Annotated in this window: 25 protein-coding genes; 15 read left to right on the forward strand and 10 right to left on the reverse strand. The window is 73.7% G+C overall.

Features of this window, described 5'->3' with window-relative positions; translation table 11 throughout:
* Nucleotides 1–41: 41 nt before the first annotated feature.
* From IEW90_RS01710 to IEW90_RS01740, 7 genes are all read left to right on the forward strand, one after another.
* Nucleotides 42–716 (forward strand): HAD-IA family hydrolase, encoded by a 675-nt coding sequence (locus IEW90_RS01710; protein ID WP_188715378.1) that lies wholly within the window; start codon nt 42–44, stop codon nt 714–716.
* Nucleotides 717–770: 54 nt separating this feature from the next.
* Nucleotides 771–2,282, forward strand: a complete 1,512-nt coding sequence (locus IEW90_RS01715; protein WP_188715380.1) for an ABC transporter substrate-binding protein — start codon at nt 771–773, stop codon at nt 2,280–2,282.
* Between the two features lie 77 nt (nt 2,283–2,359).
* Nucleotides 2,360–3,667: an NAD(P)/FAD-dependent oxidoreductase gene (locus tag IEW90_RS01720; RefSeq protein WP_229679444.1), complete on the forward strand. Its 1,308-nt coding sequence runs from the start codon at nt 2,360–2,362 to the stop codon at nt 3,665–3,667.
* A 28-nt stretch (nt 3,668–3,695) separates the two neighbouring features.
* Complete coding sequence (locus IEW90_RS01725) at nt 3,696–5,165, forward strand: aldehyde dehydrogenase family protein (protein ID WP_188715382.1); 1,470 nt, start codon at nt 3,696–3,698, stop codon at nt 5,163–5,165.
* On the forward strand, nt 5,162–6,280 hold the full coding sequence (locus tag IEW90_RS01730; RefSeq protein WP_188715384.1) for an alanine racemase: 1,119 nt from the start codon (nt 5,162–5,164) through the stop codon (nt 6,278–6,280). The genes IEW90_RS01725 and IEW90_RS01730 overlap by 4 nt, the downstream gene beginning before the upstream one ends.
* A 42-nt stretch (nt 6,281–6,322) precedes the next feature.
* Nucleotides 6,323–6,811, forward strand: a complete 489-nt coding sequence (locus IEW90_RS01735) for a RidA family protein (RefSeq protein ID WP_188715386.1) — start codon at nt 6,323–6,325, stop codon at nt 6,809–6,811.
* Nucleotides 6,808–7,545: an SDR family NAD(P)-dependent oxidoreductase gene (locus IEW90_RS01740; protein WP_188715389.1), complete on the forward strand. Its 738-nt coding sequence runs from the start codon at nt 6,808–6,810 to the stop codon at nt 7,543–7,545. The genes IEW90_RS01735 and IEW90_RS01740 overlap by 4 nt, the downstream gene beginning before the upstream one ends.
* 5 nt (nt 7,546–7,550) lie before the next feature.
* Here IEW90_RS01740 and IEW90_RS01745 read toward each other — a convergent pair whose 3' ends face one another.
* A complete protein-coding gene (locus IEW90_RS01745; RefSeq protein ID WP_188715391.1) occupies nt 7,551–8,279 on the reverse strand; it encodes a GntR family transcriptional regulator in 729 nt (242 codons plus the stop codon).
* Nucleotides 8,280–8,473: 194 nt separating this feature from the next.
* Between IEW90_RS01745 and IEW90_RS01750 the strand changes: the two genes are divergently transcribed.
* Entirely contained in the window at nt 8,474–8,854 is a 381-nt protein-coding gene (locus tag IEW90_RS01750) for a cupin domain-containing protein (RefSeq protein ID WP_188715393.1), read from the forward strand.
* Nucleotides 8,855–8,935: 81 nt separating this feature from the next.
* Here the strand turns inward: IEW90_RS01750 and IEW90_RS01755 are convergent, their stop codons facing one another.
* The 4 genes from IEW90_RS01755 to IEW90_RS01770 all read right to left on the reverse strand — a co-directional run bounded on the left by IEW90_RS01755 (nt 8,936) and on the right by IEW90_RS01770 (nt 12,810).
* Nucleotides 8,936–9,148 carry a YHS domain-containing protein gene (locus tag IEW90_RS01755; protein WP_188715395.1) on the reverse strand — a complete coding sequence of 71 codons (213 nt, stop codon included), beginning with the start codon at nt 9,146–9,148 and terminating at the stop codon, nt 8,936–8,938.
* 52 nt (nt 9,149–9,200) lie between these two features.
* Nucleotides 9,201–11,504: a heavy metal translocating P-type ATPase gene (locus IEW90_RS01760; RefSeq protein ID WP_188715397.1), complete on the reverse strand. Its 2,304-nt coding sequence runs from the start codon at nt 11,502–11,504 to the stop codon at nt 9,201–9,203.
* Nucleotides 11,505–11,538: 34 nt separating this feature from the next.
* Nucleotides 11,539–12,522, reverse strand: a complete 984-nt coding sequence (locus IEW90_RS01765; protein ID WP_188715400.1) for a DUF8832 domain-containing protein — start codon at nt 12,520–12,522, stop codon at nt 11,539–11,541.
* A gap of 75 nt (nt 12,523–12,597) precedes the next feature.
* Complete coding sequence (locus tag IEW90_RS01770; RefSeq protein ID WP_188715402.1) at nt 12,598–12,810, reverse strand: heavy-metal-associated domain-containing protein; 213 nt, start codon at nt 12,808–12,810, stop codon at nt 12,598–12,600.
* Between the two features lie 104 nt (nt 12,811–12,914).
* On the opposite strand from IEW90_RS01770, the gene IEW90_RS01775 reads away from it, so the two are divergent.
* Nucleotides 12,915–14,117 (forward strand): FAD-dependent oxidoreductase, encoded by a 1,203-nt coding sequence (locus tag IEW90_RS01775; RefSeq protein ID WP_188715405.1) that lies wholly within the window; start codon nt 12,915–12,917, stop codon nt 14,115–14,117.
* Here the strand turns inward: IEW90_RS01775 and IEW90_RS01780 are convergent.
* From IEW90_RS01780 to ctlX, 4 genes are all read right to left on the reverse strand, one after another.
* On the reverse strand, nt 14,114–14,656 hold the full coding sequence (locus IEW90_RS01780; protein WP_188715407.1) for an NYN domain-containing protein: 543 nt from the start codon (nt 14,654–14,656) through the stop codon (nt 14,114–14,116). The two genes, IEW90_RS01775 and IEW90_RS01780, sit on opposite strands and share 4 nt — an antisense overlap.
* 188 nt (nt 14,657–14,844) lie before the next feature.
* Nucleotides 14,845–15,318: an SRPBCC family protein gene (locus IEW90_RS01785; protein WP_188715409.1), complete on the reverse strand. Its 474-nt coding sequence runs from the start codon at nt 15,316–15,318 to the stop codon at nt 14,845–14,847.
* Nucleotides 15,315–15,653, reverse strand: coding sequence for an ArsR/SmtB family transcription factor (locus IEW90_RS01790; RefSeq protein ID WP_188715411.1), 339 nt, complete (start codon nt 15,651–15,653; stop codon nt 15,315–15,317). Before IEW90_RS01790 ends, IEW90_RS01785 begins: the two co-directional genes overlap by 4 nt.
* Before the next feature lie 217 nt (nt 15,654–15,870).
* Nucleotides 15,871–16,923, reverse strand: coding sequence for a citrulline utilization hydrolase CtlX (gene ctlX / locus IEW90_RS01795; protein WP_188715413.1), 1,053 nt, complete (start codon nt 16,921–16,923; stop codon nt 15,871–15,873).
* A 105-nt stretch (nt 16,924–17,028) separates the two neighbouring features.
* Between ctlX and IEW90_RS01800 the strand changes: the two genes are divergently transcribed.
* Nucleotides 17,029–17,397, forward strand: coding sequence for a VanZ family protein (locus IEW90_RS01800; RefSeq protein ID WP_229679445.1), 369 nt, complete (start codon nt 17,029–17,031; stop codon nt 17,395–17,397).
* 54 nt (nt 17,398–17,451) lie between these two features.
* Here IEW90_RS01800 and IEW90_RS01805 read toward each other — a convergent pair whose 3' ends face one another.
* A complete protein-coding gene (locus IEW90_RS01805; protein WP_188715415.1) occupies nt 17,452–18,492 on the reverse strand; it encodes an Lrp/AsnC family transcriptional regulator in 1,041 nt (346 codons plus the stop codon).
* 120 nt (nt 18,493–18,612) lie between these two features.
* On the opposite strand from IEW90_RS01805, the gene IEW90_RS01810 reads away from it, so the two are divergent.
* From IEW90_RS01810 to IEW90_RS01830, 5 genes are all read left to right on the forward strand, one after another.
* Nucleotides 18,613–20,169, forward strand: a complete 1,557-nt coding sequence (locus IEW90_RS01810; protein ID WP_188715418.1) for an AbgT family transporter — start codon at nt 18,613–18,615, stop codon at nt 20,167–20,169.
* Nucleotides 20,170–20,218: 49 nt separating this feature from the next.
* Nucleotides 20,219–21,445 (forward strand): M20 family metallopeptidase, encoded by a 1,227-nt coding sequence (locus IEW90_RS01815; protein WP_188715420.1) that lies wholly within the window; start codon nt 20,219–20,221, stop codon nt 21,443–21,445.
* Nucleotides 21,446–21,614: 169 nt separating this feature from the next.
* The gene (locus IEW90_RS01820) at nt 21,615–21,755 is read left to right on the forward strand and encodes a hypothetical protein (RefSeq protein ID WP_188715422.1); all 141 of its coding nucleotides are present in this window, start codon (nt 21,615–21,617) and stop codon (nt 21,753–21,755) included.
* Nucleotides 21,756–21,757: 2 nt separating this feature from the next.
* Nucleotides 21,758–22,375: an ArsR/SmtB family transcription factor gene (locus IEW90_RS01825; protein WP_188715424.1), complete on the forward strand. Its 618-nt coding sequence runs from the start codon at nt 21,758–21,760 to the stop codon at nt 22,373–22,375.
* A 188-nt stretch (nt 22,376–22,563) separates the two neighbouring features.
* Complete coding sequence (locus IEW90_RS01830) at nt 22,564–23,838, forward strand: MFS transporter (protein WP_188715426.1); 1,275 nt, start codon at nt 22,564–22,566, stop codon at nt 23,836–23,838.
* The last annotated feature ends 15 nt before the right edge of the window (nt 23,839–23,853 follow it).

Consider the following 23,853-nt stretch of genomic DNA (forward strand, 5'->3'; position numbering starts at 1 on the left):
CGACCGACCCGACCTCCCTCCCCTCCCACCGAAAGGCGCCCATGTCCATCGAGCTCCCTCGCCCGAAGTACATCTCGTTCGACATCATCGGCACGCTCATCCACTTCGAGATGCGCAAGATCGTCGAGCCGATGGTCGCCGACCGGCTGCCGGCCGGCCAGATCGACCAGTTCTTCGACGACTTCAGCTTCATCCGCTACGACGAGATCCTCGAGTACCGCCCCTACGACGAGGTGCTCGAGCGGTCGTTCCGCCGCATCAGCGAGCGCTACGGCCTCGAGGCGCGCGACGAGGACATCGCCACGATCCAGCGCGAGGTGCTCGAGTGGGGCGCGCACCCCGACGTCCCCGAGCCGCTCGCGAAGATGGCCGAGCACTTCCCGCTCGTGGCGCTCTCGAACGCCGACGACCGCCACCTGAACGCCTTCATCCCGCGTCTGGGCGCTCCCTTCCACCGCGTCATCACGGCCGAGCAGACGGGCGCCTACAAGCCGCGCGTGCAGGCGTTCGACCACATGCTCCGGGAGCTCGACGCAGAGCCGTCCGAGTTCCTCCACATCTCCTCGCACCAGCACTACGACCACATCCCGATGCAGAAGCTGGGCTTCACCAACAAGGTGTTCCTCGACCGCGGGTACGACCCCGACCTGCCCTCCTACGGCGCCATCCGCATGACCTCCCTCGACGAGGTCAACCGGGCGCTCGGCATCGCGTAGCACCCCCGCGCGCCGCTTCCGGATCCCTCCCTCGCACTCGAAAGGCACCACACCATGAGCACCACCCCAGGTCGCAGGCTCGCGACCGCCGTCGCGCTCGCCGCGAGCGCCGCCCTCCTCCTCGCCGGCTGCGCCGGTGGCGCGGGCGCCTCGCAGGGCGGCGGCGATGGCGACGACCGCATCCAGGTCTCCTTCATGCAGCCGCCCAAGGCGGCGCTGAACCCCTTCAGCGACGACGCGTTCAAGCTCTCGCGCTGGAGCACCGCCGAGACGCTCGTGCGCCTCACGCCCGACCTCGAGATCGAGCCGCTGCTCGCGACCGAGTACGAGCAGGTCGACGACCTCACCTGGGTCTTCACCCTGCGCGAGGGCGTCACCTTCCACGACGGCACGCCGTTCGACGCCGCCGCGGTGCAGAACACGCTCGACCAGGCGACGAGCTACTCGCCGCCCCCGCGCGCGCTCAACGGCGTCGCGCTGACGACCGAGGCGACGGGCGACATGGAGATCACGGTCACGACCGACGTGCCCGACCCGCTGCTGCCGAACCGCCTCGCGAGCCCGCAGCTGTCGATCCTCTCGGCCGCGGCCTACCAGGACGGCGGCGTCATCAGCCCGATCGGCACCGGCACCGGACCCTTCGAGCTCGTCGACGTCAACGGCAGCACGACCGCGACCCTCGACCGCTACGACGACTACTGGGGCGAGCCCGCCGCTGCCGCCGGCATCGACGCGTCGTTCGTGCCCGACGGCACCGCCCGCGCCGCGTCGCTCCGCTCCGGCGAGGCCGACGCCGCCGAGACCATCCCCGTCTCGCAGATCAGCCTCCTCGACCCCGAGCAGGTCTTCGAGGTGCAGCAGTCGCGCAGCACCTACCTCGCCCTGAACAGCGAGAGCGGCCCGTTCGCCGACCCGGCGGTGCGTGCCGCGGCCCGCGCCGCGATCGACCCGTCGACCATCGTCGACACGATCTACGAGGGCCACGCGGACCCCTCGGTGGGCCTCATCCCGCCGGCCATCCCGTGGGCCGAGGACCTGCGCGGCGACGTCGCTTCGGCGACCGACCCGGCGGCCGAGGGCGTCGCGATCACGCTCGCGACGTACACCGACCGCGCCGAGCTCCCGGAGATCGCCGTGCAGCTCGAGCAGCAGCTCGAGGCCGCGGGCTTCGACGTCACGCAGGACGTGCGCGAGTACGTGAACATGGAGGCCGAGATGCTCGACGGCGGCTTCGACGCGGTCATCATGTCGCGCAACGTGCTCCTCGACACCGGTGACCCGCTCTCGTACCTCGCGCAGGACTTCACCTGCGACGGCGGCTACAACATCGCCCAGCTGTGCGACCCGGGCGTCGACGAGATCGTCGCCGCCGGCCTGCAGCTGCCCGTCGGCCCCGAGCGCCAGCAGGCCACGATGGACGCCGAGGCGGCCATCCTGCAGCTCGACGCCGTCGTCCCGCTCGTCCACGACCGCGTCGCCCAGGGCGAGGCCGGCACGTGGACGAACATCGAGCGCGACCCCTTCGAGCGGCGCCTCATCACGGAGCTCACCGCTCCCGCCGAGTAGTGCGCTGCCGGGCGGGCGGCGACGCCCGCCCGGCATCCCTCGGCCATCAGGCTCACCCACGACAGACGGAGACACCCGTGACCACCGACCAGACCCACGCCGTGACGATGCGCTCGTACTGGCTCGAGACCTCGACGCCGAGCGGCGACCACAGCAGCACCCCCATCCCCAAGGAGGTCGACGTCGCCGTCGTCGGCGGCGGCTTCACGGGCCTGTCGACCGCTTACCACGCGGCGAAGGCCGGCAAGTCGGTCGCACTGCTCGAGGCCAATACGGTCAACTGGGGTGCATCGGGCCGCAACGGCGGCATGGCCACCACGGGCCTCGCCATCGGCTTCCGCGACGCGATCAAGCGCTACGGCGAGCGTCGCGCGATCGGGTACTTCGAGGAGTACAACAAGGCGATCCAGCTCATCGAGGACCTGGTGCACGAGCACGACCTCGACGTCGACTACGAGCGCTCCGGCAAGATGAACCTCGCCTACAAGCCGTCGCACTACGAGGGCATGAAGGCGACCGCCGACGCGCTCCACCGCCTCGTCGGCCAGCCCGTCGAGCTCGTCGACAAGGCGAACATCCGCTCCGAGATCGGCTCGGACTACTACCACGGCGCCCTCGTCGACCCGCTCGGCGCCGGCATGCACGTGGGCAAGTTCGGCCACGCGCTCGCGGGCCTCGCCCTCGACGAGGGCGCGACCATCCACGAGCGCGCGGAGGTGACCGACGTCGAGCGCGTCGGCAGCTCCACGACGCACGTCCTGACCACGACGCGCGGCTCGGTGCGCGCCGGCAAGGTCGTGCTCGGCACGAGCGGCTACACCGGCAAGCCGTTCGGCTGGCAGCAGCGCCGCGTCATCCCCGTCGGCAGCTTCATCGTCGTCACCGAGCCGCTGCCGCAGGCCGTCGTCGACGAGCTCCTGCCCAACCGCCGGATGGCCTCCGACAGCAAGAACTTCATCTACTACTTCCGCATCACGCCCGACAACCGCCTGCTGTTCGGCGGTCGCGCGCGCTTCGCGCTCTCCGACCCGTCGCAGGACCGCGCGAGCGGCGAGATCCTGACCAAGGCGATGCACACGATCTTCCCCCAGACGACGCAGGCGCGGATCGATTACATGTGGGGCGGCCTCGTCGACATCTCGATGGACCAGATGGTCCACGCCGGCGAGCACGACGGCATCTACTACTCGCTGAACTACTCCGGCCACGGCGTCCAGATGGCCAACTACATGGGCAAGGTCATGGTCGACATGCTCGACGGCAAGCCCGGCGCGAACATCTGGAGCGACCTGAAGAACCCGTGGATCCCCGGCTACTTCGGCAACCCGTGGCTGCACCTGCGGGTGGGCGGCGCCTACTACGGCCTGCAGGACAAGCTCAGCTGAGGCTGGGCCGGACGACGAGGAGCGATCGATGACGACGCACGTGCACGAGGCGGCCACCGCGACCGGGCTGGAGGCGCTGGGCATCCCCGGCGGCGGCTACGTCGACGGGGCCTGGATCGTCGACGAGCTCACGCTCGCGGTGACCGACCCCGAGGACGGCGCCGTGGTGGCGCACGTGCACGTGGGCGACGCGGCGACCATGGACCGCGCGATCGCCGGCGTCGAGCGGAGCCTGCGCGACGAGTGGGAGCTGTGGGAGCGCCGCGAGGTGCTCGAGCGCGCCGCCGCCCTCGTCCGGGCGGAGTCCGGCAGGCTCGCGCGCATCATCTCGGCCGAGAGCAGCAAGACGATCACCGAGGCGACGCGGGAGGCGGCGCGCACCGCCGAGACCATCCGGCTCTCCGCCGCCTCGGCGCACCTCCTCGAGGGCGAGACGCTCGCGCTCGCCGACACCCCGCGCGGGCGCGGCCGCTTCGGCTGGAACCGCCGCGCCCCGCTCGGGGTGGTCGCCGCCATCACGCCGTTCAACGACCCGATGAACCTCGTGGCGCACAAGGTGGGCCCGGCGCTCATCGCCGGCAACGCGATCGTGCTGAAGCCCGCGCTCACCACGCCGCTGTCGGCGCTCGCGCTGCTCGACATCCTGCTCCGCGCCGGCATGCCGGCAGGGCGGATGGCGGTGCTCGTCGCGGAGCGGGAGGCCGGCACGGCGCTCGTGAGCGACCCGCGCGTCGCCGCGGTCTCCTTCACGGGCGGCCCGACCGCCGGCGACGCGATCGCCCGAGCGGCGGGCGCCCGCAAGGTGATGATGGAGCTCGGCGGCAACAACGCCGTCGTCGTCTGCGAGGACGGCGACGTCGTCACCGCGGCGGCGGGCATCGTCGACGGCGCCTTCGGCGTCGCAGGCCAGAACTGCCTCTCGGTGCAGCGCGTCTACGTGCACGAGTCGCGCTACGACGAGCTCGTGCGACGCGTCGTCGACGGCACCGCGCGGCTCGTGGTCGGCTCGAAGCGCGACCCCGCGACCGACGTGGGCCCGCTCATCGCCGAGCGCGAGGCGATCCGCATGGGCTCGTGGGTCTCGGAGGCCGTGGAGCAGGGCGCGCGCGTCGCCATCGGCGGCACGCGCGACGGCGCCTACTTCGCGCCGACCGTGCTCGTCGACGTCCCCGACGACGCCCGCGTGCTCCGCGAGGAGGTCTTCGGACCCGTCGTCTCGATCCTGCCGTTCCGCGACCTCGACGACGCGCTCGACCGGGTCGACGACACCGAGTACGGGCTGCAGGCCGGCATCTTCACGGGGTCGATGGCGACCGCGATGGAGGCGGTGGAGCGGCTGCACGTGGGCAGCGTGCTCATCAACGAGACGAGCGACTTCCGCATCGACTCGATGCCCTTCGGCGGCAGCAAGCGCTCCGGCGTGGGCCGCGAGGGCGTCGCGAGCGCCGTGCTCGAGTACAGCGAGCCGAAGAACGTCATCGTCAGCGTGCTGGCATGAGCGGCGCTCCTCACGAGCGGTTCGAGCACGTGCTCCGCGCGCTCGGCGACCAGGTGAGCACGCCGGCGCCGATCGTGCTCATCGACGTCGTCGAGGAGAACATCCGACGCATGCAGGCCTTCGCGGAGGCGCACGGCAAGGCCGTCCGTCCGCACGTGAAGACGCACAAGAGCGTGGCGATCGGCCGGATGCAGCTCGACGCCGGCGCGATCGGCCTCACCGTCGGCACCCTCAGCGAGGCGGAGATCTTCGCCGACGCGGGCTGCGACGACCTCATGCTCGCCTACCCGATCTGGCCCGCGGGGACGAAGGCCGAGCGCATCCGGTCGCTCGCGGTGCGCACCCGCCTGACCGTCGGCGTCGAGAGCGCGGCTGCGGTCGACGCGCTCGCCGCCGCGATGAGCGACGACGCCGCCTCGCTCGGCGTCGTCGTCGAGATCGACTGCGGCGCCCGCCGCTCGGGCGTGCGTCCCGAGGAGGCGGGCGCGCTCGCCGCCCGGGCGCGCGAGGCGGGCCTCGACCCGCGCGGCATCTTCACCTACCCCGGCCACGGCGGCTCCGTCGGCAAGCCCGAGGGCGCGGCGGCCGACCAGGCCGTCGCGCTGCGGCGAGCCGCCGCGTCGCTGCGCGAGCACGGCATCGAGCCGAGCATCGTGAGCGCCGGCTCGACGCCGACCGCCTCGCGCAGCACCGACGACGTCATCACCGAGATCCGCCCCGGCGAGTACGTCTTCAACGACCACGACGGCGTGCGCATCGGCGCCGCGGAGCCCGAGCAGATCGGCCTCTTCGTCGCGACGACCGTCATCAGCGACCAGGGGCATCCGCACGTCATCGTCGACGCCGGCACGAAGGCCCTCGCGCGCGAGGGGAACCCGGATCGCGGCTACGGGCAGGTGCCCTCCTACGGTGCGCACCTGTCGCTGCTGAACGAGTACCACGGCTTCGTCGCGCTGCCCGAGGGCGGCGAGCGGCCGCAGGTCGGCACCCGCATCGTCGTCGTGCCGCACCACGTCTGCCCCGTCGTGAACAGCTTCGAGGAGCTGCTCGTGACCGACCGCGCCGGGTCGCGCCTGGAGCGCTGGCCGGTCGACGCGCAGGGGCAGCTCAACTGAACTCGCCGCCGCGGCGCGGCGGCACGACGAGAGGAGGGGCGCATGGGCGTCCACACCCTGACCGACATCGACACCGATCCGGCCGCGGCGCTCGCCGCGCTCGGCCTCGAGCTGCCGACGATCGCCGATGACCCGAAGTACATCAACGCCCGCGCGCTCCGCGACGGCACGATCCACATCTCCGGCCAGCTGCCCTACCGCGACGGCGCGCTCCCGGTGGCGGGCACCGTCGGCGCCGACGTGGACGTCGACACGGCGCGCGAGATGATGGCGCAGGCGACGCTCAACGGCCTCGCGGTCGCGGCGCAGGAGCTCGGCGGCCTCGAGCGCGTGCGCATCGTGCAGCTGCTCGTCTTCGTCCGCAGCGCCGATGGGTTCGGCGAGCAGTCGCGGGTCGCCGACGCCGGCAGCGAGCTGCTCGTCCAGGTGCTCGGCGAGCACGGCCGCCACGCGCGCACCGCGATCGGCGTCGCCGGCCTGCCCCGCAACAGTCCCGTCGAGGTGCAGATGGTCTGCGAGCGGCGCGGATGACCGACGCCGGCCTCGCCGTCCTGCTCACGGGGGCCTCGAGCGGCATCGGCGACGCCGTCGCCGAGCGCTTCCGCGCGGACGGCGCTCGCCTCGTCCTCACCGGGCGGCGCGAGGAGCCGCCCGCGTCGCTGCGAGCGGGGGAGCGCTACGTCCCGGGCGACCTCGGGGACCCCGCGTTCGTCGAGCGGCTGGTCGCCGAGGCGGTCGAGGCGGTCGGGCCCCTCGACACCGTCGTGCTGTGCCACGGCCTGCAGGGCGACGGCGCGATCGAGGCCATGCCGCTCGAGCGGGCGGCGGCGCTCCTCGACGCCAACGTGCTCAGCGCGTTCTCGGTCCTGCAGCGCGTCGTGCCCGCCATGCACGAGCGCGGCGGGCAGGTCGTGCTCGTGAGCTCCCGGCTCGGCATCGTCGGCATCGCCGGCCAGGTCATGTACACGGCGGCGAAGGGCGGGCTGACCATGCTGGGCAAGGGTGCCGCGGTCGAGCTCGCGCCGCGCGGCATCCGCGTGAACGTCGCCGCTCCGGGGCTCACCGAGACGCCCACGATCGCCGCCGCGTTCGACGCGAAGGACGACCCGGTCGCCTACCGCGCCCAGCGTGCGGCGACGATCCCGATGCGCCGCCTCGCGCGGCCGGAGGAGGTCGCGGAGGCGATCTTCTTCCTGGGATCGCCTGCCTCGTCGTACGTCACGGGCGTCGTGCTGCCGATCGACGGCGGCTACACCGCCGCCTGAGGTCGCTACGGCTGGCTCGCGACGGCGTCGCCCTCGGGCCGGCCGTGCCGCAGGTCTCCGTCGGCGTCGTGGCCGTGGAGGCGGTGGTCGTCCACCGAGAGGTGCTCGTGGAGCGCCCGGTGCAGCTCCTCCATGGTCCCCGAGCGGACGAGCTCGATGAGCTCGCGGTGGCCGGGCACGACGTTCGATCGCTCGGGGTAGGCGCCGGGGAAGTGCGTGAGGCAGATGAGTGCCTCGGTCGCGAGGGTGGCGTAGGCGCGGTCGAGCCGCGAGTTGCCGGCATCGGCGACGAGCGCGGTGTGGAACTCCAGGTCGATCCGGCCCAGCCGTGGCCAGTCCCCGGCGTCGAACGCAGCCTGCATGCGGTCGACGATCGCCGTCAGCCGGTCTGCCGCAGCCTCGCGTCGATCGGCGTCGCGGCCCGTCACGATCTCGCCGGCCGCGCACTCGATCACCTCGCGCGCCGCGAACACCTCCGCGACGTCCCGCGCATCGAGCTCCTGCACGAACACGCCGCGGTTGGGCCGCGCGAGGAGCAGGCCCTCCTGCACGAGCCGGTGCAGGGCCTCCCGCACGGGGCCGCGCGACACGTTGAGCCGGCTCGCGACGAGCGCCTCGTTGACCTGGTCGCCGGGGGCGAACGCGCCGTCGATGATGCTCTCGCGGAGCTGGTCGGCGATCACCACCGCCGTCGGCCTGCTGTTGATGGCCGACAGTGCCTCGACTCCTCGCATGCGCGCTCCCCTCGTGACGCGGTCCCCGATCGGGGGACCGTTCCTCGCATCGTAGACAATCCACACGGACAACCGGTGAGGCGCGGCTCGACTTCCCGGATCCGTCGATGCGGATTGTTGACAATCTGCACGTGCGGGCGGGACGATGGAGGGGAGCGGGCGCGACGCGGCGCCCCAGCACCGAGAGGATCCGCATGCCCAACGCCATCGTCGTCGCCGACGCGACGCAGGCCGACGCCGGCGAGCACCGGCCCAAGGCCACCGCCGAGCAGCCCGGCCAGACCGAGTCCTCCCGGACCGTGTGGGAGTCCGGCGAGGGCATCCGCTCGGGCGTGTGGGAGGTGACCCCCGGGTCGTTCCGCAGCACCCGCCCCGAGTACCACGAGATGTGCCAGATCGTCTCGGGCACCGCGACCATCACCGAGGACGACGGCAGCTCGTTCGAGATCGGCCCCGGCTCGCTCTTCGTCACGCCCGAGGGCTGGACCGGGCACTGGCAGGTGCACGAGACGCTCCGCAAGGTCTGGGTGACGATCCCGTTCTCGGCGCTCGCCGCGCCGGTGCGCTCGGCCTGAGATCCCGCATCCGCCGAGCGGCGGACACGAAGGAGGCGCCGCCCCGCTCGGGGCGGCGCCTCCTGCTGTGCGGCGTCGCGACTACGCGGCCGCCAGGTAGCGCTCGGGGTCGGCGTCGAAGAGCGGGCCGCAGGCGGCGCAGCAGAGGTAGTAGGTCTGGCCCTCGTGCTCGCGGACGAGGCCCTGCGAGGCCGCCGTCTCCTTGTCGACGAAGTTGCCGCGCATCACGGGGCACTCGGCGGTGGCCTCCTCCGGCGTGGTCGCGGCGGCGTGGTGGTTGTGCGCTTCGCACATGGTGGTGGTCCTCTCGGATGGGGGGTGAGGGATCGGGCGCCGGTCCGGATCGCTAGGCGATCGCGGGGGCCGTCGCCCCGTGGTCCACCGCGCGGCTCTTGAAGGAGCGCAGGCGGAGGCTGTTGCCGACGACGAAGACGCTCGAGAACGCCATCGCCGCACCGGCGAGCATGGGGTTGAGGAGGCCGAGGGCAGCCAGCGGGATCGCGAGCACGTTGTAGGCGAAGGCCCAGAAGAGGTTGCCCTTGATCGTGCCGAGCGTGCGCCGCGCGAGGCGGATGGCGTCGGCGGCGCTGCGGAGGTCGCCGCGCACGAGCGTGATGTCGGACGCCTCGATCGCCGCATCCGTGCCCGTGCCCATCGCGAGGCCCAGGTCGGCCTGCGCGAGCGCGGCGGCGTCGTTGACGCCGTCGCCGACCATCGCGACCGTGCGGCCCTCGGCCTGCAGCTGCGCGACGACGTCGGCCTTGTCGCCCGGCAGCACCTCGGCGATGACGCGCTCGATCCCGACCTCCGCCGCGATGCGGCGCGCCACGGTGTCGTTGTCGCCCGTGAGCAGGATGGGGGTGAGGCCGAGGCCGCGCAGCTGCTGGATCGCCTCCGCGCTCGTCGGCTTCACCGCGTCCGCCACCACGAGCAGGCCGCGCAGCGCCCCGTCCCAGGCGACGAGCACCGCGGTGCGGCCCTCGGCCTCGGCGGCCTCCTTCGCGGCGGCGATGCGCGCGTCCTGCGCGACCGCCCACTCGTCGAGCAGCGACTGGCGGCCGACGAGCACCGCGTGCCCCTCGACGACGCCGGTGACGCCGCGGCCCTCGATGTTGCGGAAGTCCTCGACCTCGGGCAGCACGACGTCGAGCTCCTCGACGGCGCCCTTCGCGATCGCCTGCGCGATGGGGTGCTCGGAGGCGTCCTCGATCGCGCCGGCGAGGCGCAGCAGCTCGGCGCGGTCGACGCCCTCGGCGACGACCGCCTCGACGAGCGTCATGCGGCCGGTGGTGACGGTGCCGGTCTTGTCGAGCACGACCGTGTCGACCTTGCGCGTCGACTCCAGGATCTCCGGGCCCTTGATGAGGATGCCCATCTGGGCGCCGCGGCCGGTGCCGACGAGCAGCGCCGTGGGCGTGGCGAGGCCGAGCGCGCAGGGGCAGGCGATGATGAGCACCGCGACGGCGGCCGTGAAGGCGCTCGCCACGGGGAAGCCCGCGCCGAGCCAGGCGCCGAGCGCGACGACCGCGATGGCGATCGCGATCGGCACGAAGATGCCCGAGACCCTGTCGGCGAGGCGCTGCACCTCGGCCTTGCCGGACTGCGCGTCCTCGACCATCCGCGCCATCTGCGCGAGCTGCGTGTCGCCGCCGACGCGCGTGGCGCGCACGACCAGGCGGCCGCTCGCGTTGACGGTGGCGCCGGTGACGGCGTCGCCGGGGGCGGCCTCGACGGGCACCGACTCGCCGGTGAGCATCGAGGCGTCGATCGCGGAGCGGCCCGAGACGATGACGCCGTCGGTGGCGATCTTCTCGCCGGGGCGCACGACGAACTCGTCGCCGACCGAGAGCTCCTCGATGGGGATGCGCACCTCGGCGCCGCCGCGCATGACCGCGACGTCCTTGGCGCCGAGCTCGAGCAGCGCGCGGAGCGCCGCGCCCGCCTGCCGCTTCGAGCGCTTCTCGAAGTAGCGGCCGGCGAGGATGAACATCGTGACGCCCGCGGCGACCTCGAGGTAGATGTTCGCCGCGCCGTCGGTGGGCGCGATCGAGAGCTCGAAGGGGTGCGTCATGCCCGGCTCGCCCGCGGTGCCGAAGAACAGCGCCCACAGCGACCAGAGGAACGCGGAGGTCGTGCCGACCGAGACGAGCGTGTCCATCGTCGCGGCGCCGTGGCGGAGGTTCATCCAGGCGGCGCGGTGGAACGGCCACGCGGCCCAGACGATCACCGGGGCGGCGAGCGCGAGCGAGAGCCACTGCCAGTACGTGAACTGCAGGGCGGGCGCCATCGCCATCGCGATGACGGGCACCGAGAGCACGATCGAGCCGATGAGCCGCTGGCGCAGCGCGACGAGCTCGTGGTCGACGGGCTCCTCGTCGCCGCCGCCGACCGCCTGCTCGGCGGCCTTCGGCGCGGGGAGCACGGCCGTGTAGCCGGTCTTCTCGACCTCGGCGATGAGGAGCGCGGGGTCGTAGCCTGCGGGCGCCGTGACGCGCGCCTTCTCGGTGGCGTAGTTGACGGAGGCCTCGATGCCGTCGAGCTTGTTGAGCTTCTTCTCGATGCGCATGGCGCACGACGAGCACGTCATGCCGCCGATCTCGAGCTCGTAGCTGCTCGCGGGGCTCTCGGAGAGCACGGGCTGGCTGGTCATGTGCGGTTCCTTCGCGGTTCGGGCGCGGGACGCGTCAGTGGTCGTCGTCGTGGCCGTCGTCGGCCGGGGACTCGCTCGGCGAGCCCTCGGTCGCCGGCGCCGACTGGGCGGGGGCTGCGGTGCCGTCGGTGGTCACGACGAACGACGCGGTCTGGACCTCGCCGTCGACCTGGAAGTCGAAGTAGAGGAGGTAGCGGCCGGGCGTGGGCGCCTCGGTGGCGAACTCGACCGTGGGGCCGGACTCCTGGCCGGCCTCGGGCTCGGCGCCCTCGGGGTGCACGTGGAGGTAGGCGAGGTCGCCGTCGCGGAGCGCGACGAGGTGGCCGAAGGCGCCCAGGTAGGGCTCGAGCTCCGTGACGGACTCGCCGTCGCGGCTCACCTCGACGGTGAGGGTCGAGCTGCCGCCGGCGACGAGGTCGCCCTCGAGCCGCACGTCGAAGTCGCCGGCGCGAGACTCCCGCACCTCGTCGCCGAGCGCGACGGCCTCCACCTCGCCCGGCACCGAGATGCTGCGGGTGAGGGTGATGCCGTCCTCCTGCGCCGCGGGCGTGAAGTCGGCGAACACGCGGTAGGTGCCAGCCTCCTCCCACGTCCACGGGATCGACCAGGTGCCCTCGGCGTCGAGCTCGGGGTGCACGTGGCGGAACTCGCTGCCGTCCTCGCGGACGACGATGAGGTGGAGGTCCTTCTCGTGCTCCTCGGTGTACTCCGTCACCGGCTCGCCCTCGGGGTCGAGCACCTGGAACGAGAGCTCGCCGTCCTCGTCGGTCGCGGCGGGGGCCGCGACGGGGCTGAGGAGGTAGCCGTCGGCCTCGAGCGAGAGGCCGGGGAGCGCGGCGCTCGCGGCCTCGCCCTCGGGGGCGGTCTCGGCGTGGCCGCCGTGGCCGCCCTGCTCCTCGGCGGCCGCGCGCGCCTCGACGGCGCTCTCGGGCACCACGGCGCCCGCGACGACGAAGGCCGCGCCGAACGCGGCGAGCAGGCCGAGGCCGTACAGGGAGAGTCGGGCGGGAGCGTTCATCGGATCCTCGTCGTTCGTCGCGTCGGTTCGGTGCGGTGCGGGGTCGGTGCGGTCGGCCGCGGGGGCCGGGCCGGGTCAGGCGGGCTGGGCCTCGTAGCCGGCCTCCTCGACGGCCGCGAGCACCGCGGCGTCGTCGACGGGGGAGTCGGCCGTGGTGACGGCGAGGTGGCCGTCGGCGGCGCGGACGTCGATCGAGACGACGCCGTCGATCTGCGAGACCTCGCCGCGGATCGCGCCCTCGCAGTGCGAGCACGTCATGCCGGTCACCTGGTACTCGGTGGTTGCCATCGCTGCCTCCTGGTCGCTGGGGCTCCCGCCGTCCGCGGGTGCCTGCTACGGTCGAAACTATACCCCTGGGGGGTATGCACGCAACACCGATCGAGGAGGCCGGGATGGCATCGGAGCAGGACGGCATCGTGATCGTGGGCGCGGGCGCCGCGGGCCACGCGGCCGCGGCGGGGCTGCGCCGCCACGGCTGGACGGGCCGCATCCGGCTCGTCCACGGCGAGGACGGCCCGCCCATCAACCGCACCCTCGTCGACACCGGCCTCCTGCCGGGGCTGCTCACGGTCGGGCAGATCGCGCTGCCGCCGCTCGACGACGTCGAGCTCGTGCATGCGCGCGCCATCGCGCTCGATCCGGAGAGCCGCTCGGTGGCGCTCTCGAACGGCCAGGTGCTCACCGGCGAGGCGATCGTGCTCGCGACCGGCAGCGCGCCGCGCGCGCTCGACCCGTCGGTCGAGGTCGACGCCGAGGTGCCGCTCCACGTGCTCCACACCGCCGACGACGCCGCATCGCTCCGCGGCGCCGTCGCGGCGCTCGACGCGCCCCGCATCGCGGTGCTCGGCGCCGGCTTCATCGGGGCGGAGGTCGCGAGCCTCTGGGCACCCGGCGCCCGCGTGACGCTCGTGGGCCGCTCGGCGCTGCCGCTGCGCGACGCCGTCGGCGAGGGGATCGCGGCGCGGCTCGCGGCGCTGCACGCCGAGCGGGTCGACGCCCGCCTCGGGTCGCGGGTGCTCGCTGTGCGCGCGACGCCCGGCGGCGCGGCGCCCGTGCGCGTCGAGCTCGCGGGCGAGGACGGCGCGAGCGACGTGGTCGACGCCGACCTCGTGGTCGTCGCGGTCGGCGCCGCGCCCGCGGCCGCGTGGGCGGGCTTCCCCGGCGCGGTCCCGACCGACGACCGCCTCCGCGTGCCCGGCATGCCGGGCGTCTACGCCGCCGGCGGCGCGGCGGCGCCCGAGGTCGATGGCGCCCCGCTGCGCGTCGACCACTGGGATGCGGCGGCCGCACAGGGCGCGCACGCGGCGCAGGCCGTGCTGCACGACCTCGGCCTCGCCGCCGATCCGGGCCCGTGGCGGCCCATCACGGGCTTCACGCTCATGGCCCACGGCGCCGTCGTCTCGGGCCGCGGCGCCTGGGCGCCGGGTGCCGAGACGACGACCGAGGCGGCCGGCGACGGCCTGCTCGCCTTGGTGCGCGACGCATCCGGCACCCTCGTGGGCGTCGCCGGCTGGAACGCCGGGCGCGCGGTCGCCGAGGCCGCCGCCCGCATCGGGGCGGCCGCGGCGCCGGTGGCTTCGGGGAAGCCGGCCTAGAGGAACTCGAGCGGGTCGAACTCGTCGATGGGGATGATCCGCACGCGCGGCAGGCGGCTGTTGAACGCCGCGACGTCGTACTCGAGGTCGAAGAGCTCGACGCCCTCGACGTTCCGCAGCCCGCCCGCCACGAACTCCGCGAACCCGACGACGCCCACGCGGCGCTCGCCCTCGGCCAGCTGCTCGAGCTGCGGCGCGAAGTCGCCGTCGTGGCTGACGAGCATGACGTCGGCGTCGCGCTCGAGCAGCGCCTCGGCCGTGCGCTGGATGGCGATGTCGACGACCTTGCCCTCGCCGCTCAGCGGCACCGGGCGGTAGCCGATGGCGATGAGCGCCTGCACGAACGACGTGGGCAGCTCGCCCGGCACCGCGAGGAAGAACAGGCCCTGCACGGGCTGCTCCCACGCGCGCTCGGCGAAGGCGAGCAGCTTGTTCCAGCGCGGCCGCTCCTCGGGCTGCGGTCGTCGGTTGAGCAGCGAGACCCCGAGGGTCGCGTCGATGTTCTCGCCGTCGACGAGCAGGTACGTGGTGCGGGCCATGGGCCGATCCTAGGTGCGGCCGGGCGTCGGGCCGCCGGGCCGCGCGGCTCGCGCCGGATGCCGAGGTGCACCGATGCGCCCCTCCGGCGCCGCTCGAGGGGCGCTTCGGTGCACGGGCTGCGGGGCACGTGCACCGATCGGCTCCGACGGGCGCCGCCGCGGGGCCGATCCGTGCACGTGCGAAGCGCTCAGCGCCGCTCGAGGTAGGCCGCGATGCGGTCGAACGCGCCCTGCCACGCCATGCCGGCGAAGAAGTCGCGCACCTCGGGGGTGGGGAAGCCGCTCTGGACCACGCGCATCCGCGTGCCCGCCCCCTCCGCCTCGAACGTGACCGTCACGCGCGTCGTCATCGTCGCGCCGCTCGGATCGGAGCCGACCGACTCGGTGACGAGCCGATGCGGCCGCTCGATCTCGAGGAAGGTCTGCACCTCGCGGAAGAGGGTCTGCGCGTCGGGGCCCCAGACCGCCGTCTGCTGCCCGCCGACCCGCAGGTCGGTCTCGATCTCGACGATCCCCGGCTCGTCGTCGAGGATCGAGAACCAGATCCGCTGCTGCGCGGGGTCGGTGTAGGCGTCGAAGACCTGCTCCGGGGTGGCCGGCAGCAGCCGGTCGGTGCGGAGCTCGAGCCCCTCGTCCTGGGTGGTGCGCTGCGTCTCGTTCATCGTCCTGCTCCGTCCTTCAGGGTGCAGTAGGCGTCCAGGCCGTCGAGGCGACGCTCCCAGAGCCGTTGGTAGAAGCCGATCCATGCCATGGCGTCGTCGAGCCGGTCGGCGCCGAGCCGGACCTGGCGCGTGCGCCCGACCTTCTCGGTGGCGACGAGGCCAGCCTCCTCGAGCACGCGCACGTGCTTCGCCATGCCGGTGACGGTGATGCCCGCGGGTGCCGCGAGCTCGCCGATGCTGGCGGAGCCGTGGCGCCCGAGGTGCTCGAGCACGTCTCGGCGGCTGGGGTCGGCGATCGCCGCGAGCGTGCGGTCGACGACGTGAGAGTGAACCATGCTGTTCAGTGGTGCACGCTGAACCGGATGGTGCAACGTCCGATCTGCGACGGCAGGGGAGCCGCGCCGCCCGCTCCCTCGCCCCGAGCGGTCGATGCGCGCGAGGGAGTGGTCACCTCCTGCGAGCAGTGGTCACGAAGTGCTGCGACGAGCGACCACTCCCGACACTTCGTGACCACTCGATGCAGGAAGTGGCCACTCGAGCTCGGGCCGCGAGCTACGCGGCCCCGACCACCACGCCCGGCACCGGCTCCGACGCCGCCTCGGCACCATCCATCGTCTCCGGCTCCTCGGCGATCGCCTCGACGGCATCGGTGAGCTCGGGCGTGCGCGCCGGCCGCGCGTCGAGGTGGATGCCCGCGATCATGCAGCGCACGGAGCCGCCGGCGAGCTCGATGGTGGGGATGTCGACCGCGACGATCTCGCAGGACTCCTCGATGGCCGCGATCTGGTCGGGTCGCAGCGAGCGCCGCGCGCGCTCCGACATCGCCATGATCGTGCGGCGGCGCCCGTCGGGCCAGCGGCCCGCGAGCTCGACGGCGTTCCCGGCGAACTCCCGCACCTGCGTCTCGGTGAGCTGGACGACCTTCCGGCCGTGCACCGCGAGGCGCTCGCGCACCTGCTCGCGCCGCCGCGCATCCGGGATCATCTCGAGCGCGAACAGCGCCACGTCGGTGCCCACGCAGGCGATGACGTTGGTGTGGTAGACCGGCACGCCGTCGGCGTCGACCGCGTCGAACACCATCGGCTCGTAGCCGAAGTCGGTGCAGAAGCGCTCCAGCACCTGCGCGTCCGCGCGGTGGCTGCGGGCCATGTAGGCGACGCGCGAGACGTGGTCGAGCACCATGGCGCCCGTGCCCTCGAGGAAGACGCCGTCGGGCTCGAGGCCCGAGTAGTCGACGACGACCTGCACGCGGTAGGTGCTCTTCAGCATCTCGAGCACGTCGGTGCGGCGCTCGTGCCGGCGGTTGGAGGCGTACATCGGGTAGACGGCGACCATGCCGCCCGCGTGCGTCGACAGCCAGTTGTTCGGGAAGACGGAGTCGGGGCGTGTGTGGTCCTCGTCCTCGAAGACGTGCACGACCACCCCCGCGGCGCGGAGGGCCTCGGCGACGGCGTCCATCTCGGCCAGCGCGCTCGCGGCGACGGCGGCGGCGCTCTCGCCGTCCTCCGGCTCCGCCTGGAAGGCGTTGTCGGCCGCGGTCGCGGGGTTCGGGCGGAACCGCAGGGCGCGGACGAGGATGACGGCTTCGGGTGCGACGGCGCTCACGATGCCGACAGTAGCGACGCTCGCGCGCGGATTCCGAGCATCCGCGCTCGCGAGCCGCGCCGGGCCACCTTGACGTGCAACGATCGTGCTGTGGAGCGCTCGGCGATGGATCGGCGGCCCCTGTGGCTGGCGGCGCTGGCGCTCGCGGTCGTGGTCCAGCTCGTGGTGCTCTACCTCCCGAGCCCGCCCGAGGGGCCGGGCATCCCGGGCCTCGACAAGGTCGTCCACGTGGGCGTCTTCGCGGCGCCGGCGCTCGCGGGAGTCCTCGGCGGCCTGCGCCCGGCGGTGCTCGGCGCTGCGCTCGCGGCCCACGCCGTCGTCTCGGAGCTCGCGCAGCACGCGCTGCTCGCGGAGCGGTCGGGGGATGCGTGGGACGTGGCCGCCGACCTCGTCGGCGTCGCGCTCGGCCTCGCGGTCGGCGTCGCGCTGCGGCGGCGCGCAGCCCGCCCGATCGAGCGCCACGAGCGCCGATGAGCGCTGCGGAGCGGCGTCCGCAGCCGCTCTCTGCACATGTGCGGCGCGCGCTGCTCACGGGCGGTGCGGCGGGCTCGCCACCACCCACGGCACCTGGCCGGTGCGGCGGCGGGCGTCGTCGAACGTGTGCCCGAGGCGCTTGTAGTAGTGCAGCAGGAGGCTGCGGTCGAGCACGCGGGCGGTGAGCCCGCGGGTGATCTGCGCCTCGATCTCGGCTGCCTCCTCGAGCGAGCGCAGCCAGACGATCGCGTAGAGGTTCGACTGCCCGCCCGCGAGCGCCGCGCACAGCCGCGTCGTGGGCAGGTCGCCGATGCGGCGCGCGGCCTCGTCGAGCTGCGCCGCCGGCACCACCATCCACAGCGCGAGCGAGTGCGGCCAATGCGGCTGGTCGAGCGTCACGTCGACGCGCTGCACGATGCGGCGCGAGTCGAGCAGCCGGTGCACGGTGCGGCGCGCGTGCGCCTCGCCCGAGCCCATCGCCGCAGCGATGCGCGCGGTCGGCGCGCGCCCGTCGCGCTCGAGCTCGCCGAGCACGGCCATCGTGCCGGGCGCCGCGAGCGGCGGCGTCGCGCCGGCCGAGGGCGCGGCGCCCACGCCGCGGGCCGGGCTGTCGAGCACCCCCGCCCGCCAGTGCGAGCCCTCGCGGAACACGCGCGTCATGATCGACGACCGCACGCCCACGACGTCGCCGTGCGCGCCCAGGTCGCGCTGCACGATGCGCCGCAGCTCGGTGAGGTCCTCGGCGAAGACGATGAGGCCGAGGTCGCGCTCGCCGGTCTGCGCAGAGACGGTCACGATGCGCGGATGCGTCGAGAGCGACGCCGCGACGGCATCGGAGGTGCCGGGCCGGCACCGCACCTCCACGAGCCCCGCCACGAGGCCCGCGCCGATGCCGGGGTAGGTCGTGATCCAGGCCGTGCCGTCGGCGACGAGCCGCTCCCAGCGCCGTCGCGCGGTGGGCGCCGAGACGCCGACGGCGGCCGCGACCTGCGCCCACGACGCCCGCGGATCGCGCTGCAGCGCCTCGATGAGCGCGAGGTCCGAATGCGAGAGCGCGGGGGCGGGATCGGCGGGGCTGAGGTCCACATCGGACATCCTGCACCCGTTTCGGGTCGGATCCGTCGGATGTCACACGTCCGCAACAGCAGAACCGCATCCTGGTCGGCAACGTCAGCCCGGGGCATCCGACGCCCGGGCACTCCCGAGAGGGCACCCATGACCACCACCAGGAAGCAGCCGCAGGCCGGCCCCGAGCTCGCGCTCGCCGACGCGCCGGGCCTCACCGGCCGGATGCTGCGCGGCATCGAGCGCGTGGGCAACCGCCTGCCGCACCCCTTCTACCTGTTCCTCATCCTCGCGGCGCTCGTCGCCGTCGCGTCCGCGATCGCGGCGGCGGCCGGCGCGACGACGCTCGACCCGGCCACCGACGAGGTCGTGCCGGTGCAGAGCATCCTGTCGCCGGAGGGCGCGGTCTACGCGCTGACGAGCGCGATCGACAACTTCGTCGCGTTCCCGCCGTTCGGCCTCATCGTCACCGTGATGCTCGGCATCGGCGTCGCCGAGCGCCTCGGCCTGCTCAGCGCCTTCATGCGCGGCGCGGTGCTCGCGGCGCCGCGCTCGCTCGTGACGGTGGTCGTCGTGGTCGTGAGCCTCATGGGCAACCTCGCGTCCGACTCCGCGATGGTGATCATCCCGCCGCTCGCGGCCGCCGCGTTCCTCGCCGCCGGCCGGCACCCGCTCGCGGGCTTCATCACGAGCTACGCCGCCGTCGTCGCCGGCTTCAGCGCCAACGTCATCATCGCCGGCACCGACGTGCTGCTCTCGGGCATCACCACTTCGTCGGCGCAGATCGTCGACCCGGAGGCGCAGGTCACGCCGCTCGCCAACTGGTACTTCATGTCGGTGTCGCTCGTGATCCTCGCGATCGCCATCACGATCACGTGCCAGCGCTTCCTCGAGCCGCGCCTGGGCCCGTGGGGCGGCGAGGCGGAGGCCGACGACACGAAGCCGCTCGAGCGCAGCGAGCGCCGCGGCCTCATCGCCGCCGCGATCGCGGTCGTCGTCTTCATCGGCGTCGTCGCGACGCTCGCGCTCCTTCCCGGCTCGCCGCTGCAGGGCGAGGGCGGCCAGCTGCTGCGCTCGCCGTTCATGGACGGCCTGCCGATCTTCCTGCTCCTGTTCTTCCTCGCCGTCGGCGTCACCTACGGCCTCGCCGCCGGCACGCTCACGCGCTGGGCGCAGGTGCCCGAGATGATGGTGGATGCGGTGAAGGAGCTCGTGCCGTTCATCGTCGTCATCTTCACGGCCGCGCAGGCGATCGCCTGGTTCTCGTGGTCGAAGCTGGGCCTGCTCGTCGCCACGAGCGGCGCGGAGGCGCTCGGGGCCGCGGGCCTCGACGGCATCGGCGGCCTGCTGCTGTTCAGCCTCTTCGTCGTGCTGCCGGCGCTGCTGCTCGCGAGCGGCTCGGCGCTGTGGACGCTGCTCGGCCCGATCTTCGTGCCGATGTTCATGCTCAACGGCGTCGACCCGGCCGCCGTGCAGGCCGCGTTCCGCATCGCCGACTCGGCCACGAACCCGCTCGTGCCGATGAACCCGATGCTCCCCGTCATCCTCGGCCTCATGCAGCGCTGGGCGCCGAAGGGCGGCCTCGGCACGCTGTTCAGCCTCGTGCTGCCGTTCACGATCGTCATCTTCGCCGTGTGGCTGCTGCAGCTGCTCGTGTGGGGCCTCGCCGGGCTGCCGTTCGGCCCCGGCCACGGCCTGATGCTCTGATGCCGGGCGCATCCGCCACCCCTACGCCCCTGCCCCAGGAAGGAACCGCATGACCACCACCGAGACCCCCGTCGCCGCGTCCGAGGCCGACGCCACCGACGCCGCCGCGCTCGTCGACGAGGCCCGCGAGGCGCTCGCCGCTCACCTGCCCACGCTCGTCGACGTCGCCGCCGACCTGCACGCGCATCCCGAGATCCGCTTCACCGAGGTGCACGCCGCCTCGCGCCTCACGGCCGAGCTCGAGGCCGCAGGCTTCACCGTGGAGCGCGGCTTCGCGGGCCTCGAGACCGCGTTCGTCGGCCGCTGGTCGACGCCGGATGCGGGGGAGGACGCGGCGACGATCGCGATCTTCCTCGAGTACGACGCGCTCGAGGGCATCGGCCACGCCTGCGGGCACAACATCATCGCCGCCGCGGGCCTCGGCGCGGCGCTCGCGACCAAGGACGTGCTCGCCGCCGAGGGCACCCCCGCGCACCTCGTGGCGATCGGCAGCCCCGGCGAGGAGGGCGCCGCCGGCAAGGTGCCGATGATCGACGGCGGCGTGCTCGACGGCATCGACCTCGCGATGATGATCCACCCGGCGGGCGAGGACGTCGCCGCCTCCTCGTCGCTGTCGCGCGTCGCGCTCGACGTCGACTTCACCGGCCGCGCGAGCCACGCCGCCGCGCACCCCGAGCGGGGCATCAACGCGCTCGACGCGTCGACCCTCGCGCTCACGGCCATCGGCCTGCTGCGGCAGCAGCTCGCCGACGACGTGCGCATCCACGCGATCGTCACCGACGGCGGCCAGGCGCCCAACATCATCCCCGAGCACACGGCGCTCCGCGTGTTCGTGCGCGCCGAGGATCGGGATGCGCTGCTCGAGACCGTCGTGCCGCGCGTGAAGGCGTGCTTCGAGGGCGCCGCGATCGCGACGGGCTGCGAGGTGGCGATCGCCGAGAACACGCCGCCGTACTTCTCGCTGCGCCCGAACCCGACGCTCGCCGGCATCGCGGAGCAGGCGATGGTCGCGCTCGGCCGGCCGTCGTCGGTCGCGCCGCAGATGGGCGGTTCGACCGACATGGGCAACGTGAGCCACGTCGTGCCCGCGATCCACCCGATGCTGACGCTGCTGCCCGACTGCTCGCCGCACACGCGCGAGTTCGCCGAGGCTGCGGGCGGCCCGGCAGCGGAGCCGGTGATCGCCGACGGCGCGGCGCTGCTGGCCGCCACGGCGCTCGCGGCGTTCCGCGACCCCGCGGTCGTCGTCGCCGCGAAGGCGACCTTCGCCGGCTGACGCCGCGCATCCGAGGCCCCGGCCCGTCCTCACGGACGGCCGGGGCCTCGCCGTGCAGGTGCGCGACACGCCGAAGCATCTCTTTTGAAAGAAGCGTTGCGAAGCGGGCGATGTGAAAGTAGTCTTTCGGATGTCGGCATCCCCGCCGGCCGAAACCGAGGAGGCAGCCATGGGACGCATCCGCCGCATCCCCGCCCGCATCGCCGAGGCGCTCGAGGAGCGCCACCGCATGCGCCGCATGGCCGAGCGCCAGGAGCGGCACTACGACCGCATCCGGGCCGAGGCCATGATCCAGCGTGGTTTGATCTGAGCATGGCTGAGGACTCCGCGCAGCACGAGGGCATCGACGCACGGCCGTCGCTGCGCACGAGCGACCCCGCGGTGCTGCGGGCCCTCGCGCACCCCCTGCGCGTCGAGATCCTTGCCGCCATCGACGACCTCGGCGAGGCGACCGCGACGCAGATCGCGGAGCGCATCGGTGACACCCCGTCCAACTGCTCGTTCCACCTCCGCACCCTCGCCAAGGCCGGCTTCATCGAGCGGGCCGAGGCGCAGGGCACGTCGAAGCCGTGGAAGGCAGTGCACAAGGAGCGCGACCTGCGGCCCGACCCGAACGACCCGGAGTCGGTGCGCAGCTCCGGCACGATCGGCGCGCTCTACGTGCAGCACGAGGCCGACCGCATGGTGCGGTTCCTCACGACGCAGGCGCCCGAGGCCGTGGCCGCCTGGTCCGTCACGGTGACGACGTCGAGCTTCTGGGCCACGCCCGAGGAGCTCGCGGCGCTGGCCGAGGAGGTCCACCACCTCGCCGACCGCTTCGCCGGCCGCAGCGCCGACCCATCGCTCCGACCCGCGGGCAGCCGCAAGGCGTACCTGTTCGCCACGGTGAACCCCGACCTCGAGATCCCGGCGACCCCCGCCGCCGAGTAGCCCAGCGCTCTCGGCCGTCCTCCCCGCTGGTCGAGGAGCTCGCCGCCGACGGCGGCTCGCGTCTCGAGACCCCCCCCGACCCCGCCCCGGGTCTCCCCAGCGCGCCCGCGCGCGCCTCCGCCGACGCACCCCGCGCATCCCGCCCGAGCCCCGCCCGCACCGTCGCGGGCCCGCCCCGAGAGGCCCCCATGAGCACCACCGACACCGCCCCGCCCGACGCGGTCCGCCCCGGCCGCGCCCCGTCGCCCATGCGGCGCCCGGCCTATCGACGCCTCGTCGTCGGCTGGTTCGCCACGAACCTCGGCGACAGCGCGCTCTACCTCGTGCTCGCGATCTGGATGCGCGAGCTCACCGGGTCGGACGCCGCGGGCGCGCTCGTCTTCCTCTTCATCGGCCTGCCGGCGCTGCTCGCGCCGTTCGCCGGCCAGCTCGCCGACCGCATGAGCCGGCGACGCCTGCTCATCGGCACGAACCTCGGCACCGCAGCGGTCGTGCTCGTGCTGCTGCTCGTCGACGGCCCGGACCGAGCCTGGGTCATCTACGCCGTGACCTTCGCGTACGGCCTCGCCGGCTACCTCACCGCGGCGGCGCAATCGGGCCTGCTGCGCGACCTCCTGCCTGACGAGGAGCTCGCGAGCGCCAACGGCATCTTCACGTCGATCGACAACGGCATGCGGATCGTCTCGCCGGCGCTCGGCGCCGGGCTCTACGTGCTCGCCGGCCCCTGGTCGGTCGTGCTCGTGAGCGCCGCATGCTTCGTCGTGATGGGGCTGCTGCTGCTCACGATGCGGGTCGAGGAGTCTGCGCCCGAGCCGCGCCTGGAGGGGGAGACAGCGTGGCACGAGATCACCGCGGGCTTCCGCGCGCTGCTGCACGACCCGACCCTGCGGCTGCTCACGATCGCCACGGCGGTCGCGTTCGGCATCACGGGCCTCCTGAACGCTACGATCTTCCCGCTCATCGAGGACGGACTGCGGGAGGGTCCCGCGGCGCTCGGGCCCGCGCAGACGATCCAGGGCGTCGGCGCGCTCGCCGGCGGCCTGCTCGCGGCGGCCGTGCTGCGGCGCATCGGCGAGCGGATGCTCGTCTTCTGGGGCCTCACGATGCTCGGCGGCGGCATCGCCCTCGCGCTGCCGCTCGTCATCCTCGACCTGCCGGAGGCATGGATGCGCTGGGGCGGCATCGGCGCCGTGCAGGCCCTGATCGGGTTCGGCGTGCCGTGGGTGATCGTGGGCGTCGTGACGCTGCGGATGCGGCTGACGCCGGCCAGGCTGCAGGGCCGCACGTCGGCGGCGCTCAACATGGCGATCAACGTGCCGCAGATGCTCATGCTGGCGCTCGGCGCCTCGCTGCTCGGCGTGCTCGACTACCGCTGGCTGCTCGTCGCCTCGGCGGTGGGCGTGCTGGGTGCCGCGGTCGCGGTGCTGCTCGGGCTGCGGCGGGGCGCGCCCACCGCTGGTTGAGCGGCCCCACCGCTC

The sequence above is a fragment of the Agrococcus terreus genome (assembly GCF_014645235.1).
Lineage (GTDB): Bacteria > Actinomycetota > Actinomycetes > Actinomycetales > Microbacteriaceae > Agrococcus > Agrococcus terreus.

Excerpts from the sequence above, each read along its gene's own strand:
- IEW90_RS01735 (WP_188715386.1), top strand. The coding sequence starts at position 6,323 with ATGGGCGTCCACACCCTGACCGACATCGACACCGATCCGGCCGCGGCG.
- IEW90_RS01765 (WP_188715400.1), bottom strand. The coding sequence starts at position 12,522 with ATGAACGCTCCCGCCCGACTCTCCCTGTACGGCCTCGGCCTGCTCGCC.
- IEW90_RS01730 (WP_188715384.1), top strand. The coding sequence starts at position 5,162 with ATGAGCGGCGCTCCTCACGAGCGGTTCGAGCACGTGCTCCGCGCGCTC.
- IEW90_RS01770 (WP_188715402.1), bottom strand. The coding sequence starts at position 12,810 with ATGGCAACCACCGAGTACCAGGTGACCGGCATGACGTGCTCGCACTGC.
- IEW90_RS01805 (WP_188715415.1), bottom strand. The coding sequence starts at position 18,492 with ATGTCCGATGTGGACCTCAGCCCCGCCGATCCCGCCCCCGCGCTCTCG.
- IEW90_RS01715 (WP_188715380.1), top strand. The coding sequence starts at position 771 with ATGAGCACCACCCCAGGTCGCAGGCTCGCGACCGCCGTCGCGCTCGCC.
- IEW90_RS01725 (WP_188715382.1), top strand. The coding sequence starts at position 3,696 with ATGACGACGCACGTGCACGAGGCGGCCACCGCGACCGGGCTGGAGGCG.
- IEW90_RS01830 (WP_188715426.1), top strand. The coding sequence starts at position 22,564 with ATGAGCACCACCGACACCGCCCCGCCCGACGCGGTCCGCCCCGGCCGC.
- IEW90_RS01745 (WP_188715391.1), bottom strand. The coding sequence starts at position 8,279 with ATGCGAGGAGTCGAGGCACTGTCGGCCATCAACAGCAGGCCGACGGCG.
- IEW90_RS01790 (WP_188715411.1), bottom strand. The coding sequence starts at position 15,653 with ATGGTTCACTCTCACGTCGTCGACCGCACGCTCGCGGCGATCGCCGAC.
- IEW90_RS01755 (WP_188715395.1), bottom strand. The coding sequence starts at position 9,148 with ATGTGCGAAGCGCACAACCACCACGCCGCCGCGACCACGCCGGAGGAG.
- IEW90_RS01800 (WP_229679445.1), top strand. The coding sequence starts at position 17,029 with ATGGATCGGCGGCCCCTGTGGCTGGCGGCGCTGGCGCTCGCGGTCGTG.
- IEW90_RS01710 (WP_188715378.1), top strand. The coding sequence starts at position 42 with ATGTCCATCGAGCTCCCTCGCCCGAAGTACATCTCGTTCGACATCATC.
- IEW90_RS01825 (WP_188715424.1), top strand. The coding sequence starts at position 21,758 with ATGGCTGAGGACTCCGCGCAGCACGAGGGCATCGACGCACGGCCGTCG.
- IEW90_RS01810 (WP_188715418.1), top strand. The coding sequence starts at position 18,613 with ATGACCACCACCAGGAAGCAGCCGCAGGCCGGCCCCGAGCTCGCGCTC.
- IEW90_RS01820 (WP_188715422.1), top strand. The coding sequence starts at position 21,615 with ATGGGACGCATCCGCCGCATCCCCGCCCGCATCGCCGAGGCGCTCGAG.
- IEW90_RS01815 (WP_188715420.1), top strand. The coding sequence starts at position 20,219 with ATGACCACCACCGAGACCCCCGTCGCCGCGTCCGAGGCCGACGCCACC.
- IEW90_RS01760 (WP_188715397.1), bottom strand. The coding sequence starts at position 11,504 with ATGACCAGCCAGCCCGTGCTCTCCGAGAGCCCCGCGAGCAGCTACGAG.
- IEW90_RS01750 (WP_188715393.1), top strand. The coding sequence starts at position 8,474 with ATGCCCAACGCCATCGTCGTCGCCGACGCGACGCAGGCCGACGCCGGC.
- IEW90_RS01740 (WP_188715389.1), top strand. The coding sequence starts at position 6,808 with ATGACCGACGCCGGCCTCGCCGTCCTGCTCACGGGGGCCTCGAGCGGC.
- IEW90_RS01780 (WP_188715407.1), bottom strand. The coding sequence starts at position 14,656 with ATGGCCCGCACCACGTACCTGCTCGTCGACGGCGAGAACATCGACGCG.
- IEW90_RS01775 (WP_188715405.1), top strand. The coding sequence starts at position 12,915 with ATGGCATCGGAGCAGGACGGCATCGTGATCGTGGGCGCGGGCGCCGCG.
- IEW90_RS01785 (WP_188715409.1), bottom strand. The coding sequence starts at position 15,318 with ATGAACGAGACGCAGCGCACCACCCAGGACGAGGGGCTCGAGCTCCGC.